The following is a 16,053-nucleotide window of genomic DNA, read 5'->3' as shown; positions in this document are numbered from 1 at the left end:
GGAGCCTTGTCCGGCAGATAGGAAAGTTTCTCAGGCTCCAACTATTTGCCTTCGTTTCACTGAAATAATTAATTAACAATAAAACACCCAAATTTATGAAAAAAACACTACATGCCCTATGTATGATTGGTAAATACTACCTATACGGAATTGTTTTGCAACTCTTGTTTCTTAACCTCATATACGCTGCGCCTATCAAGGCACAGGGGTCTTTGGATATGAAAGAAGTTTTCCTTAGCATCAACCTTCAAGAAGCGTCATTAACAGAAGTCTTCACTGAAATAAAATCAAAAACCGAGTTTTCTTTTGTTTATGATAAAAGGGTATTCGAAAAAATCAGTGGCGTAAACGTTAAAGCTGATGGTCAATCCCTTGAAAAGATCTTAGTGGATTTAGCCACTATACATAAACTGAACTTCAAACAAGTGGATGACAAAATAAGTGTCCGCCTGGCTAAAACAAAAGAGCCTTCACCTGAAATCATGGTGGATGTTACTGTAAGTGGCACTGTCGTAGATAGCAAGGGGCTGCCTATTCCTGGAGTAACAGTATCAGTACCAGGAACCTCTATTGGCACCGCCACTGATCTAGATGGTAAATATTCCGTTTCGGTTCCTGAAGGCACCACGCTTGTTTTTTCATTTATTGGATTTGAATCGCAAAGAAAAGCTGTAGGTGACCAGAGTATTATCAATATTACACTCGCTGAAGACATGTCTTCTTTGGATGAAGTGGTGGTTATTGGATTTGGAACTCAAAAGCGTGTCAATGTAACCGGGGCTATATCCACTGTGGATATGGAACAAATGGAGAATGCTCCAGTTACCAATTCTTCTCAATTACTTCAAGGAGTTCAAGGTGTTTATGTCAACCAAGCTGGAGGACAACCAGGTAGGGATGGCGCAACAATTAGAATTCGGGGCCAGGGTACTTTAAACAATAACGAAGCATTGGTATTGGTTAATGGTATAGAATTTCCACTTTCAGAAGTAAACCCCAATGATATTGAAAGTATATCTGTCCTAAAAGATGCAGCTTCTGCAGCAATCTATGGTTCAAGGGCTGCTAACGGAGTTATTTTAGTGACTACCAAGTCAGGTTCCAAAGATACGTTTCAAGTTAAATACAATGTTTATGCAGGGTTTCAGAAAGTGAATTATTTGCCGGATGTCATTAAAGATCCAGTGCGATTTATGGAACTCAGAAACCAAGCTATGATCAATGGTGGAAGGTTAATTGTTGATTATCCTCAAACCATGATTGATGAATACAGGGAGGGAATGACTGTAGATCCATATACCTACCCTAACAATGACTGGTTTGACATCATGTTTAGTGCAGCATCTATCCAGGAACATAATTTGCAGTTTTCAGGAGGTTCTGAAAACTTGACTTATTCCTTATCCTTAGGGTATTTAGACCAAAAGGGAGTAATGATGGGTTCCGGTTCAAATAGGTATTCTATGGCTTTTAATTCTACCGCTCAAATTTCCAAAAGATTGAAAATAGGAACCAATGTAAACGCCATTTATAGGGATATCGATGAACCTGTAGCTGGTGTTGAAAATTTAATGGGTTCAATTTTAAAAGCTCAGGCATTTCATCCTACCTATCTGGAAGATGGTAGATACGCCAATACTTTTGTAAGGTCCACAGGACACAATATATTTAGGCACCCAATAGTATTGGCAACAGAAGGTGAAAATCAAACCACTCAACAAAGGTATCTTATTAACCTTTTTGCAGAATATGAATTGCCCTTTGACATTAAGTATAAAGTGAATGTTGGGATCAATAAGTCAGACGACTTAAATACCATCTTTGTGCCGGATATTTTTATTTACCAGAATAAAACCGAGGCAGCAACAAGAGTTCCTTTTAACGGCGATGCCAGGTCAGTATCCCAACAAAACCGAAGCACGAGAAAAACTTATGGTGGCAACATAAATACCACTGTTTTCAATACATTAAATTGGTCACATGATTTCAATAAAACTCATCATATTAATTCCTTAATTGGTATCAGTTCAGAATCATTCTCTAACAATACTTTTTGGGGACAAAATGAAGGGTACCTAGGAAATGATTTGTTTGAATTAAATGCAGGATCAAGTAATCCAGCTGTTTCGAGTACCTCTGCCAGTTCCAGATTGAATTCATATTTTGGAAGATTAGGATACAATTTTAAGGAGAAATATTTATTTGAAGCCAACTTCAGATATGACGGCTCTTCAAGATTTGCCAAGGATAAGAGGTGGGGCTTATTTCCTTCATTTTCTGCGGGATGGAGATTGGATCGTGAAAATTTTCTAGAAAATGTATCCTGGATAAGTGATTTGAAGTTAAGGGCTTCGTGGGGTAAACTGGGGAATGAAAGAATAGGTTTATTCCGCTACCTAAACCTGATTAACCTGGGTCAGGATTATGCCTTCGGTACAAATATTTCTGCAGGTGCTGCCGTGACTTCCTATAATGATCCTAACATCACTTGGGAAACTACAACCATTTCAAATGTAGGAGTTGATGCAGGTTTTTTTGAAAACAGGTTAGGATTGGAAATAGATGTATTCAAAAAAAGGACGACTGATATATTAAGGGCTGTAAATCTGCCCTCACAAGTAGGAAATCTAAACGGCCCAATTCAGAACATTGGTACCGTGGACAATTCAGGTATCGAATTGGGATTAAATTATAGAAACAATTTTAATGATTTTAATTACCAAATTAATGGAAGTGTTACACGAATCATCAACGAGGTAATTGACCTAAGAGGACAAACCATTTTTAATGGAAGAAATATTATCACGGAGGGGCATCCAATAGATTCATACAACCTTATTCATGCTATTGGTATATTCCAAGATCAGGAGGAGATTGACAGTAGTCCTTTTCAAACTGCTGACACGAAACCTGGATACCTTAAATACCAGGATACGAATGGAGATGGTTTTATTACAGAGGACGATAGGGTAATATCAGGAGGAGTGATACCTGAATTTACCTACCAATTTTCTCTTAATTTGGCTTATAGAGCCTTTGAGTTAAGCGCCTTTTTTCAAGGGGTAGCAAACATCAACACATATGCTTCCTTAATTGCTGCCCAACCCTTTTGGTTTGGTACTGCTGTCACCAAAGAATGGACAACTGATGCCTGGACTCCTGAAAACAGGGATGCCAGACTTCCAATTTTAACAACATATGAAAGTAGTGTCAATGAGAATTTCAGACCGTCTGACTTTTGGTTAAGAGATGCTTCCTATTTGCGAATGAAAAACATTCAAATTGGGTATAATATTCCTGAAGTTTTCACCAGTAAGTACGGCATATCTAACTTGAAAATTTACCTGAATGGACAAAACCTTTTGACTTTCAGCAAGATGAAGGATTTCGATCCTGAAAAAAACATCAATGGGGTGAATTTCTATGAATACCCTACAGTAAAGATGTATACAGCTGGTTTAAACGTCACTTTCTAAAAAGTAATAAAATGAAAAAGAATTCTATATTATATAAATTCCTTTTGCCTTGTTTAATTTGGACCATTATTTCATGTAATGAGGATATTTTGGAAATAGACCCTACAGATCAATACAGCGTAGAGACCTTTTGGGTAACAGAGGAACATGCCAGTGCGGGACTTACAGGATGTTATCAGGTTTTACGCAGTATGTTCGGAGCTCTTTATGAAACCGATATGGTTACTCCCAATGCTTGGGGATACAATGAAAATGGTGGATTGGGACCATTGGCTAGAGGCGTACAATTAACCACTGATCCTGCATTGGCAGGAAAATGGGATGCATCTTATGCAGGAATTGGTAGGACCAATACATTCTTGGATAACATCGATGGGGTAACCATGGATGGAAATTTAAAGACAAGAATGATTGGAGAGGCTAAATTCCTAAGAGCATTGTACTATTTTCATTTAGTCAATTACTTTGGTGATGTACCCTTGATTTTAGAAACGCCTGATGCTGCCTTGCATTCTGACCTACCCAGGTCCCCGAAGGCAATGGTCCTGGCTCAGATTCTAAAGGATCTTGATGAATCCAGCGAGGCCCTTCCTGAAACTTATGAAGACAGAGATACCGGGCGGGCAACAAAAGGTGCTGCACTTTCACTAAAAGCGAGACTTCTATTGTATGAAGAAGATTGGTCCGAAGCAGCTGCTACAGCAAAAAAAGTGATTGACCTTAATGCCTATACCTTGTTCCCTAATTATAGGGAGTTGTTTATGCTAGATAATGAAAACAATGAAGAGGTTATTTTTAATGTAGAATTTCTGGCTCCTAGATTTACTAATAATTATGACCAATCCATTTATATTCTTAATACACCTGCCCCGTTAAAAGACTTGGTAGATGCCTATTTAATGAAAGATGGTTTAAGTAAGGAAGAATCTCCATTATTTGACCCCTTATCACCTTATGAAAACAGGGATCCCCGATTGCACCAATCAATTGCCTGTATAGGATACCCTTTTAATGGCAAAATAACCGAATTATCAGATGTGGTGAATACAGGGTTTGGTATGAAAAAGTTTACTTCGTTTTCAGATGATGTTTCAAATATTGTCCCTCCCAATACTGAATTGAATCCCATTGTGATCCGATATGCAGAAGTACTATTAACTTATGCAGAGGCACAAAATGAGGCCGTGGGTCCAGACCCTTCGGTTTATGAAGCATTGAATATGCTAAGGGCAAGATCCAGTGTCAATATGCCTGCCATACAAAATAGCCTGTCTAAGGAGGAAATGAGGGATTTAATTCGTTTAGAAAGAAGAATTGAACTCGCATTTGAAGGACTCTATTATTCAGATATTAGAAGATGGAAAAACGGCAGAAGTTGTAAACAATGGCCCTATCTATAACTATGAAGGAAATGTCATTACCAATAGAACCTTCAATAAAGACCGGGATTATTTGTGGCCAATCCCTTTTGTACAGATTCAGGAAAATCCTGAACTAACTCAAAACCCTGGTTATAATTAAATGTATCACAGTAATCTTACAAGCTATGTTCATATATAGAGCTGTTCCGTTTTTATTGGGTATATTTTTATGCTCAATTCATCCATCTCAGAGTAAAGACCTGCAAGTGAATAAAAAGCCAAATGTAATTATCATATACACGGATGATCAAGGTACTTTGGATCTAAATATTTATGGTGCCAAAGATCTTTATACCCCAAATATGGATAATTTAGCCAAAAAGGGGGTTCGTTTCACTCAATTTTATACCGCAGCCCCTGTTTGTTCTCCTTCCCGCGCATCGCTATTATCAGGTAGGTACCCACAAAGGGCTGGACTTGTCACCAATGCCTCCTCGGACAATGGTGGCAAATCGGAAATGTCTGGAAGTCAAATTACAATCGCGGAAACTTTCCAATCAGCAGGTTATAAAACAGGACATATTGGTAAATGGCATGTCGGTTATAATCCTTCAAGTATGCCCAACCAACAGGGATTTGATTATTCTTATGGGCACATGGGAGGTTGTATAGACAATTACTCGCATTACTTTTATTGGCATGGTCCAAACAGACATGACCTTTGGAGGAATGGAGAGGAAGTTTGGGAAGATGGCAGTTATTTCCCAGATAGAATGGTAGAAGAAATTGAAGGCTTTTTAGAGTCTAATCAATCGGATCCATTTTTCCTTTACTGGGCTTTAAATATTCCACATTACCCTCTACAAGGCCAAGAAAAATGGAGGAATTATTACAATGATTTACCTTCTCCCCGCAAGGAATATGCAGCCTTGATTTCTACTATGGATGAAAAGATAGGTCTGGTAATGGAAAAACTAGTAGAATTAGGATTGGAGGAAAACACCATCATTGTATTTCAGTCTGATCATGGTCATTCTGAGGAAGAAAGGACTTTCTTTGGTGGTGGATATGCAGGAGTATACAGAGGAGCAAAATTCAGTCTTTTTGAAGGGGGAATCCGGATTCCAGCCATAATTAGTTGGCCTGGAAAAATTCCTCAAAATGAGGTTAGGGAGCAACTTTCAGTCAATGTGGACTGGTTCCCAACCCTGTTGGAATTGTGTAATATACCCAAGGGAGATCATAAAATTGATGGAAAAAGCATGGTTGAAATAATACGTTCCCCTACCGCTCCTTCCCCTCATGATACTTTTTTCTGGCAATGTTTAGGTGGTAATGATCCCCAGTGGGCAGTTAGAGAGGGGGATTGGAAACTGATTCACAATCCTGTAGGCAATCATCTTTCCGAATCAGAAAAAACTCCTGATAAATTATACCTGTATAACATTTCAACTGACCCTGGAGAATCCGAAAACAAAGTCAAGCAATATCCTGATCTAGTCCAAAACCTTCAAAATCAATACAAGGTTTGGATAGATGAGGTGACTATGAATTGATTGGTCTAGATTTTCATTGTATAAAAAATTAAAATTTTATAGTCAATAAAAAAATGGAGAGGGCTCATATAAATTTGAGCCCTCCCTATCAAAAAGGAAAGTTCCTCAGGCTCTAACTATGTGAATTCATTTCACCGAAATAATTAATTAAAAATCTAACCCAAAAATGTATGAATAAACATTCATTGTTTTAGAATTGAATGGTGAATGCTACCTATATAGATTAACTATATGTAAATAAACTACCTGACCTAAACTGCTCAAAAGTTTCCCTGTAGATTAAGGAACTTTGAGTACGTTTATTAGGGATTTCTATTGGTAGTTTTTCTCCCCCACTAGCCTCAATAAGCCCAGCTACCAAAACTACAATCTCCCAAATCAAGACATAAAAAAAAGCGCACATAACTAATTATGTGCGCTTTTTTGCATTAGGGAATGTTTAAAAATTTCGCTTAATTATCGTAATCCGTTTGACTAAACAGCTCCAATTTTATTTCAATGTCTTAAAATACAAAATAACGGATTCTATGTCCTGATCGGAAAGCAATCCAAGGAAGGAAGGCATCTCTCCTTCTCTGCCTTTTACTACCTTCGCACCTGGATCAACAATAGACTCTTTGATATAGGCATCGTCTGCAGTGGCAGTAGTACCATCTTTAAATTCTCTTTTGGCGCCATACAGTCCTTTTACACTTGGACCAATTTTTCCAGCTACATTGTCGTCAATCGCATGACAGGCAATACATCCGTATTTCAGGAATATTTCTTTTCCTTTGATCGCATCCGCTTGTCCTTCTTCTTTGCCTGCCAATAATGTGGGATCAAAATTTTCGATCAATTCTGCAGGATTAAGATTTTCAAATCCTTCTGCCTGAAGATTGGCCTCGTTAACCGCATTTACGGTCATCCAAACCTTATCAGACCAAGAGGTGCCAGATACTGTTTTAAGGTCAAAGGCTACTTCCATTTGCATTACAATGGCAATGTTAGGAACTACTAGAAAAACAGCTTTCTTGTCGGCTGACAAGTGGGCAGCCAATACTGGCATGTTCTCCTCACCTACTTCACCATTCAATTGATAGTGACCTGAGCCATATTTCTCTGTTCGCAGGTAGTTCCATCTTTTGACTTGATAGTTTGCTAAATCGCTGGCTGTCGCCTGATCCAATTCCTGACCAAACCTTAATAGAATCCCGCCATCACGAACTTTATAATCTACAGGCAATAAACTTTCTTTACCCGTATACCTCAATCGGAGAAAAGCGCTTAAAGCTTCAGAATTGTGTCCCCATAGGGAGAATCCTGCGAAATAAACCAAACCATCTTCAGGGTTGACTGTACCCTTCATGGTAGGTGCCGGATAAATACCAGGAATCACGGAAGCCCCTCCTTGTACGATGGAGGAACTACTGTCCACTTTCACCAAGAACAATCCTGGTCTGCCATAAGACAAATGAAGCATTTGATCATTGAGTGGCCCCATCTTATCCGAATTAACCCAAATTTGACCTACTCCTGAACGGTCTGCTCCGTGAGGAATCCAGGTAATTGGAGGTGTAGTTTCAGGAATTGGTTTTCTATGAGCAGTGGCAGGAACTCCAAAATAGTCTCCTTTTCTAATCAACATAATAGGGGTAGAAGGCATATAATGCCCTTGCTGATCAGAACCTGTTAACCAACCTTTTTCAGGATGGATCCCAAGGTAAGGCCCTCTAAATCCAGTCGCAAACTGACTAATACTTCGTCCATCTGCTGAAACTTTTAATATAGATCCATCATCATTTGATGCTGATCTAAAACCCATAAGGGCTTTGGGCGAAGAGGCTTCAGGTCCCATATCCAAGGCACCAAATTTGGCCACATAAAACCCTCCTTTTGGATCAGCCACCATATCGCTGGCCCATTCACGGGTTTCGATAGATTGTGCCATCATATTGGAGAAATTTTCATAAAAATCAGCCACGCCATCACCATTCAGGTCATGTAGTCGGGTGATTCCATCCTTACCATAAACATAGATTTCACCATTTACCACTTCTATACTTTGTGGCTCATAAAGCCCGGAAGCAACTCTGGTCCATACCAGGCGATCCAATTCCTTATTTATCCCTGCTATTTTCCATACATCCCCTTCAAAGGTGACCATAGCGGCCTCAGAATCGCTAAGAAAACTAACATCCACCATTCTAACATTCCGTTTCCAAGGATTTGGCACCGGCAATGTCAATCGGTCTGTTACAAAAGCTGCCGTATCAGGTGAAATTTGGCCCTTGGTCAGTACTTCTTCTTCCCAATAAGGCTTGCTTCCTTTTTCAAAATCAGGAAGCGTAGACAACTCATTGGTTAAAACCCCTGCAAATTTATTTTTTTCTGAAGCTTCCCCATTCCAAAGCAATAATTCAAAATCTACTGTTGTAGCATGCGCTGCAACTTCCACTACCAAATACCTATTGTCTTCAACGGAAAGTGTAACGCCTTCACTGCCATTGGCAAGTCCCATAGCGGTCACTTTATCCCCATGATAAACCAAAACCTGATTGTCGGCCAATTCTACATTGCTGATGTCAGTGATCTCAGCTGCCATTAGGAAAGTTTTTTTGTCAGAAGCTGCCATGGCAAATCTTCTGACAAAAACCTTAAGTCCTTCATGAAGAAGGCTTCCTGGTAATTCATAAACAAGGGTATTCCCTACTGTATAAGAAAGTATGACTTTGTCTTCTACTGGGTAAATACCTTCGTATCTACCTATTTCAGCAGGTATGGCGCCCCACGCTGGGCTGTCAGGGTGAGGTGAGGCTTTTCTTGGATCTTTTGCCGACAGCTGTCCAATGGACCAACCTGGGTAGGCTCCCGTAGCCAATTTAGGATCTCCTCCTATTTTTGGGATTTGGTTTCCTTTATTGTGAAAATCAGCATAGGATACCTGAGCCATGGTTACCATTGGCATAAAGTCTCCGGTCCAGGCCACTGACCAACGCAACATGTCTGTATCGAAACAGGCATAAGCATCATTGCCCAATTTAATGGCCAAAACGCGACCAGAAATGTTGTCTTCAGGAAAACCGGCTCCCAAGTCCCTACCATCAAAGGAAGTTGAGATATAAGGAAAGGATGGCTCCACAAATGGAGCAAAACTTTGTTCTTCAAAATTTACTGAAGTTATCAAGTTTTCCTTTTCGGCTTCACCGCAGGCCGATAACATCAATAGTATTATGGTAAGTGTACCGATAAAATTTCTTGTTTTCGGCCGTTGAAAAAAATACGTGGCAACAGTATCAGTGTTTTTCATTTCTAAGTTATGCAATTTAACTAATAGGTTTTCAAATTAAATCTAGGTTATTGGGGTTTAAGGCATCTGCTAAAAAGATCATAAAATCAGTTCTTCACTGCCACTTTAATCTCGGGAATGGGTGCAATTCCAGCTACTCGAATTCCTCTGTATCTCAGTTTTTTTACTGAACTGGCCGACCCACTTGGCTATCTAGCCTTGAAATTACATCCAATACTGTTAATTACAAAAAATAATATCTACCGATACTAAATAGGAATGGGTTTTAGTGCTTGGAATAAAGTAAAAGAACCGTTATTTATTATACCTGTCTTTAAGTAAATTCATCATATAAACATTGATATCCCATTGGTTGGCAATTGGCATTTCGGAAAACGGAAGTGTTGGCATATAGGGAAAAGGACCAAACTCTGTATTGATGGTTAAATCCCTGTTGTTGGCCTTGTGTAATTGCACAACCTTATCCCACCATTTAAGATGGGCAGACAAGGCTTCTTCCCATTCGGGAGCACGTGGATCATTTACCTGTGGCCCTTCTGCATGCCCTACCCTGCTGTGGATATGGTCTGTTCTGGAAATGGCCAGGTCAACAACCTCCTCCTGGTCCTTTAGTAAGGACTCGTGTACATTGCACCAATGAGAAATATCCAAACAGATGCGTAACTCAGGCAGGTTTTCAAAATACTTTTTGGCAACAGGTGCTGAGTACAAGCACTTTCCACGATGTGTTTCATGCGTTATGGGGATGCCTGATTCTTTAGAAAGCCTATCGGCCAATTGGAAAAGAGGCAAATTTTCTTCGAAATCGAAATAATCCTTTCCTGTTTGACAATTGATTAGGACTGGTGCTGCAGCTATTAAATGGTTAAGGTACCTTTCATACGAATCTAAATTGGCTTTTGGATTGGTCTCAAAAGATTGAAAATACTGACCAATTAACTCCAGGCCATGGTCTTTAAGAATCGCCAACAAATCATCCCTTTGCTTATATTCCAAGGGGAGGTCCATTTCCACTCCGTTGTATCCCGCTTCACTGACATTTGCACAAAAATTCTCAAAAGGCAGGGTATTTCCCCAAAGCGGGGCATAAAATTTAATAGTCATTTTAACCGTTGTTAATCCCAATTCTAATCTTGGGCCAATTTATAGATTTAAGAAGTGGATAAAAAATCCATAAGCCAGACAATAAAACCCGAAAACTAGCAAAGTGAGATTGCCACACCTTTTCCCTCCCTTAAAAGCCCAAAAAAAAGGTTCGCAATGACGGATTGGTAAATTTTAAAGAGAACGGTATTAAAAAAGGGGAAGTGTTTGGAAACACTTCCCCTTTTTGAATTTTTTCTTCAAATTAGACAGCAACCTATTTTAAAGCCATGGTTTTGTCTTCTTTGTAATATACTCGCCAGATTTTGCCTGTTACAGAGTCTGACACAATTACAGTACCATCAGGTGCCATTGCCAGGCCTGTTGGTCTGTGTTTGGCATCGCTTGGTGCTTCTATAGTTTCTACACCTGCAAAGCCTTCGGCCAGGTTTTGATATTCACCTGCAGGATCTCCGTTTTCAAAAGGTTGAATGGCCACAAAGTATCCTTTTTGTCCCAAAGGAGCCCTGTTCCATGATCCATGAAAAGCAATTAATGCTGCACCTTTATAGCTTTCAGGAAATTGATCCCCTGTATAAAACAACAGGTCATTAGGAGCCATATGTGCAGGAAAAGTAGCAATTGGCCCTTCAGTTCCTTCACACCTGTCGGTACTTTGTTTGTCTCCACCGTATTCAGGGGAGGTCACACGCTTATTTTGCGCTGCATCAAAATAGCAATATGGCCAACCAAAATCAGCACCATCGCTAAGTCTAAACATTTCCTCTGCTGGCTGTTCAACACTTTCTTCGACGGTATACATGTCTGGAAATAATCCATTCAGCATGTCTCTACCATGTTGAACTGCATACACATGTCCATCAAGTGGATTGAATTGTAATGCAACAGCGTTTCGTATGCCTGTAGAAAATCTATGTCCGTCTTCCAATTGCGTTTGGCCGACTTTTGAAGCGTCAAAACGCCAAACGCCACCATGTCTTTCTAGAAGTGGACATGGATCCATGGCGGGTGAGTCCCTCGTCCTGTCTTGTTCCTGACAAGCGTTAGAGGGAGCACCAACATTCACATAGAGGTATCCTTTGTCATCAAAAGTGAAGGATTTGGCTGCATGAGCAGTTTGTACAGGCAAACCAGAAACAATGGTGTCTGGAGCCTCGGCATTTTCAGGTAATAAATTGTCTCCAACAAAGGAATACCTGAATATAGTACTGTCATTGGACGCATAAAGATTGCCATCATAGAAAGCCATTCCTGTACCTCCAAAGTCACTGAAATACTCAATCTCATCTGCCCTACCATCTCCATCAGTATCTCTGAGTGCAGCAATTCCACCCTGATCATTTGCTTCTCTGAGGTTTACATAAATGTCGCCGTTTTCCCTAACAGCCAAATGCCTTGCTCTTCCCAGGTCCTCAGCAATTACATAAGACTGAAATCCATCACCTAGAGTCAATCCACCCTGGTCTTCATCTGCCGTAAAGTAAGGGTCATCTGTAGCTGTTTCTGTCGGACTACTACATCCTGAAAGCAAACCGCCACAAACAAAGGCTGCTGAAAGTAAGTTTAATTTTAAATATTTCATGTTTAATTATGGTTTTAAGGTGGTTAAAGTTCAAATATACCGCTATGCATTAATAGCCACAAATATTGTACCTTATATTTCGATGAATAAATGCCCAAATAAAACCTAGATAGTCAATATTTAGACCACTCAAAAACGCTATATTGCTGGCAATTAAGAGGCATTGAGCAAATATTAATTTGAATGAAAAAGTCCCCATTTCTTATAAAACCAAATATTTGGCTATTGTTTTTTTGCTTTTTATTTCCTGCCAGGAAAACAAAGGGTTCTTCCTTTTACCCTCATCACAAACGGGAATTGAGTTTGAAAACACACTTATAGAGGACGAGTTTTTTAATATTCTGACCTATGAATATTTTTACAATGGGGCCGGTGTAGCTGCTGTGGATTTAGACAACGATGGACTGGATGATCTCGTGTTCACCTCCAATATGGGGAATTGTGAAATTTATGCCAATAAAGGAGATTTTTCATTTGACAATAAAACGGAAAATTCAGGTATTTCTACAGTTGGAAAATGGGCCACAGGTGTATCTATAGTTGACATTAATCAAGACGGATTAAGGGATATTTACCTTTGTTTTTCAGGACCTTACGGTGCTATAAAAAGAAAGAATGAATTGTACATCAATTTAGGTGACTTTAAATTCGAAGAAAAAGCAGCCGATTTCGGTCTGGATGACACAGGATTTAGTACCCAAGCTGCCTTTTTTGATTACGATAGGGATGGGGACCTGGACATGTATCTGATGAATAACATGACAGACGAGACCGGCCCCAATATCATCCGCCCTAAAAGAATCAACGGGGAAATGCTGAATACCGACAAGCTTTACAAAAACAACGGCGACCAAACATTTACTGACGTTTCAGATTTAAGTGGAATTACCATTGAGGGTTATGGTTTGGGCTTGGCTATTGCGGACATAAATGGAGACAATTGGCCGGACATATTTGTAAGCAATGATTACTTGTCCAATGATATTTTATACCTGAATCAACAGGATGGCACCTTTATAAATGTGGCAGAGAAAGTATTCCAACACACCAGTTATTCTGCCATGGGAAATGATATTGCCGATTTTAACAATGATGCAAAGTTGGATATTATAGAAGTAGATATGCTGCCGCATAAAAATCACCGGCAAAAACTGATGTTTGGAAAAACGGGACATGACCGTTTTACTTCTGAAATAAAAAGTGGCTACGATCCACAATACATGCGGAACACGCTACAGCTTAATCGTGGTTTAAACCATGATTCCCTGCCACAATTCTCTGAAATCAGTTTCTTGGCAGGCATGGCAGCAACAGATTGGAGTTGGGCACCATTATGGGGAGATTGGGACAATGATGGTTGGAAAGATTTATTCATTACCAATGGATATCCCCGAGACATTACGAATAGAGATTTTGTGGATTACAGATCAAACTTTCACCAACTTAATAGCAGGGAGAAATTTGAAAAACTAAAAGAACTGAAGGGTGCCCACCTTTCGAATTTTATGTTTCAAAACAATCAAGACCTCACTTTTAAAGATGTGTCTATAGACTGGGGTTTTGATCTGCCAGGATACTCGAGTGGCATGGTCTATTCAGATCTAAACAATGATGGGCAGCTGGATCTTGTGATCAATAATACCTACAGTAAAGCCACCGTTTACAAAAACAATGGTCAAAAGAACGTTGAAAACAACTTCTTAAAAATCAAACTTACAGGCAAAGAAGGTAACCTGCAGGCTTTAGGCACCAAAATAAAGTTATATGCCAAGGGACAAACTCAGTACTATGAGCACTTCCTCACAAGAGGCTACCAGTCTTCTGTTAGTGAAACCATTCATTTCGGTTTGGGTCAAAACCTTACAATCGACTCACTTTTGATCCAATGGCCGGATGGTCAACAAGATAAATTATTGGCTATTCCTTCCAACCAGGTACTCAACTTAACTTACCAAAACAACTCCTATAAAAGCGAAAAAAACAAAGCCAGTGATTCATTTGCTGGAACAGTCAAGCCCCTAAGTAATCCCCTTCCCCTCTTCACGCATAAAGAGCAGTATTATGCTGATTTCAACCTGCAACCTTTATTGCCACATAAGCATTCGCAATTGGGGCCAGGCCTCGCAGTAGCCGACGTTAATGGAGATAAGTTGGAAGATTTCTATATTGGAGGGGCCTTTGGCCAGTCTGGAATCTTGTATTCCCAAAGGGAAAATAAAGGATTTGACAGCCTTTCCCTACCGGGTGAAAATGAACAATATGAGGACATGGGGTCCCTGTTTTTTGATTCAGATTCCGATGGAGATTTGGACCTATATATAGTATCAGGAGGCAATGAATTTGAAGAAGGGTCATTACATTACAAAGACAGACTTTTCTTAAATAACGGTCAGGGAAAATATGATCTAGCATCCAATGCTTTGCCCAAGATTTTTGCGAGTGGATCTATTGTGACAGCTGCGGATTTTGATAAAGACGGTGACATGGACCTGTTTGTAGGGGGACGATTGACTCCAAATAGCTATCCATTGCCCGGAACCTCCCAATTTCTAATAAACGACAAGGGTGTTTTTACTGAAGTATCCAATTCGATAGTTCCCGGTTTGCAACACATTGGTATGGTTACCTCAGCCATTTGGACTGACTACAATCAGGACAACTGGATGGATTTGATTGTTGTAGGGGAATGGATGGAAATTACACTATTTGAAAATCAGCAAGGGCAATTGGTTTTAAAGAAAGAGCTACCGGGTTTAGAAGGAAGCTCAGGATGGTGGAACAGTATCACAGGCGCGGACATCAACCAGGATGGGCTAACCGATTATATTGTTGGCAATCTTGGATTGAACAGCAGGTATAAAACAACTACTGAAAACCCGCTACAGATCCATTGGGGAGATATTGACAACAATGGATATATGGAATCTATTATTTCTTATGTAGAAGATGGCAAAAGGTATCCGGTGCATCCCCGTGATGATTTATTCCAACAAATTCCACAGTTAAAAAAGAAATTTTCCAGTTTCCGAAGTTATGCTGAGGCCACCCTCCCTTCACTTCTGGGACAGGCATTTCTTGATAGCACAAAAAATTCCTTTGAAGCATCAACGTTTTCTTCTATCCTATTGATTAATAAAGGGGAGAAAGGCTTTGAAAGAATTCCTTTACCAAATTTGGCGCAGCTGTCACCGGTTTTTGGGATTGAAACAGGCGATTTTGATGGAAATGGTTTAATGGAAATTTTATTGGTAGGCAATTTTCACTCATCTGAGGTCATCACAGGGCATTATGATGCGTCTTACGGATTAAGGTTGGAATATTCCGCTGATGAAAAAATTCACATAAAGAAGGACCTGCCTTGGCTGAGTGGGGATGTAAGAGGCATTGTACCCATTTACATTGGCTCAGAAAAGGAGTTAATGTATTTGGTGGCTAAGAACAATCAACCCGCTCAATGGGTGAAAATCCCTGGCTACCCGTTTGGAAGTGCCCCTCTCCCAGATGTTACTGGAGCGGTCTATGCCAAAATGCATTTTAAGAATGGCAAATCAAGAGTAAAGGAATTTTACAATGGTTCAGGCTACCTTAGTCAACATTCCAATCTTATTTTCCCTGAGAAGGATCTTGAAAAAGTAGTCTATTATGATATAAATGGCACTCCAATTAAGGAGCACCATTTATAATT

The 16,053-nt window shown here is 39.7% G+C and carries 6 protein-coding genes and 1 pseudogene; 4 read left to right on the top strand and 3 right to left on the bottom strand.

The features are described 5' to 3' along the window. Positions 1–95: 95 nt before the first annotated feature. From ADICYQ_RS14055 to ADICYQ_RS14045, 3 genes and pseudogenes are all read left to right on the top strand, one after another. Positions 96–3,476: a SusC/RagA family TonB-linked outer membrane protein gene (locus tag ADICYQ_RS14055; RefSeq protein WP_020891565.1), complete on the top strand. Its 3,381-nt coding sequence runs from the start codon at positions 96–98 to the stop codon at positions 3,474–3,476. An 11-nt stretch (positions 3,477–3,487) separates the two neighbouring features. Beyond that, positions 3,488–4,997: pseudogene (locus tag ADICYQ_RS14050) on the top strand (RagB/SusD family nutrient uptake outer membrane protein). 25 nt (positions 4,998–5,022) lie between these two features. Then, entirely contained in the window at positions 5,023–6,393 is a 1,371-nt protein-coding gene (locus ADICYQ_RS14045) for a sulfatase-like hydrolase/transferase (protein ID WP_081652360.1), read from the top strand. Between the two features lie 490 nt (positions 6,394–6,883). Here ADICYQ_RS14045 and ADICYQ_RS28685 read toward each other — a convergent pair whose 3' ends face one another. The 3 genes from ADICYQ_RS28685 to ADICYQ_RS14030 all read right to left on the bottom strand — a co-directional run bounded on the left by ADICYQ_RS28685 (position 6,884) and on the right by ADICYQ_RS14030 (position 12,368). After that, complete coding sequence (locus tag ADICYQ_RS28685) at positions 6,884–9,682, bottom strand: DUF6797 domain-containing protein (RefSeq protein WP_020891562.1); 2,799 nt, start codon at positions 9,680–9,682, stop codon at positions 6,884–6,886. 294 nt (positions 9,683–9,976) lie between these two features. Continuing rightward, a complete protein-coding gene (locus ADICYQ_RS14035; RefSeq protein WP_020891561.1) occupies positions 9,977–10,786 on the bottom strand; it encodes a sugar phosphate isomerase/epimerase family protein in 810 nt (269 codons plus the stop codon). A 256-nt stretch (positions 10,787–11,042) separates the two neighbouring features. Next, on the bottom strand, positions 11,043–12,368 hold the full coding sequence (locus tag ADICYQ_RS14030) for a PQQ-dependent sugar dehydrogenase (RefSeq protein WP_020891560.1): 1,326 nt from the start codon (positions 12,366–12,368) through the stop codon (positions 11,043–11,045). A gap of 218 nt (positions 12,369–12,586) precedes the next feature. On the opposite strand from ADICYQ_RS14030, the gene ADICYQ_RS14025 reads away from it, so the two are divergent. Then, complete coding sequence (locus tag ADICYQ_RS14025) at positions 12,587–16,051, top strand: VCBS repeat-containing protein (RefSeq protein ID WP_020891559.1); 3,465 nt, start codon at positions 12,587–12,589, stop codon at positions 16,049–16,051. The last annotated feature ends 2 nt before the right edge of the window (positions 16,052–16,053 follow it).

It is taken from the genome of Cyclobacterium qasimii M12-11B (genome assembly GCF_000427295.1).
GTDB lineage: Bacteria > Bacteroidota > Bacteroidia > Cytophagales > Cyclobacteriaceae > Cyclobacterium > Cyclobacterium qasimii.
This window is presented reverse-complemented; position numbering and strand designations above follow the sequence as displayed.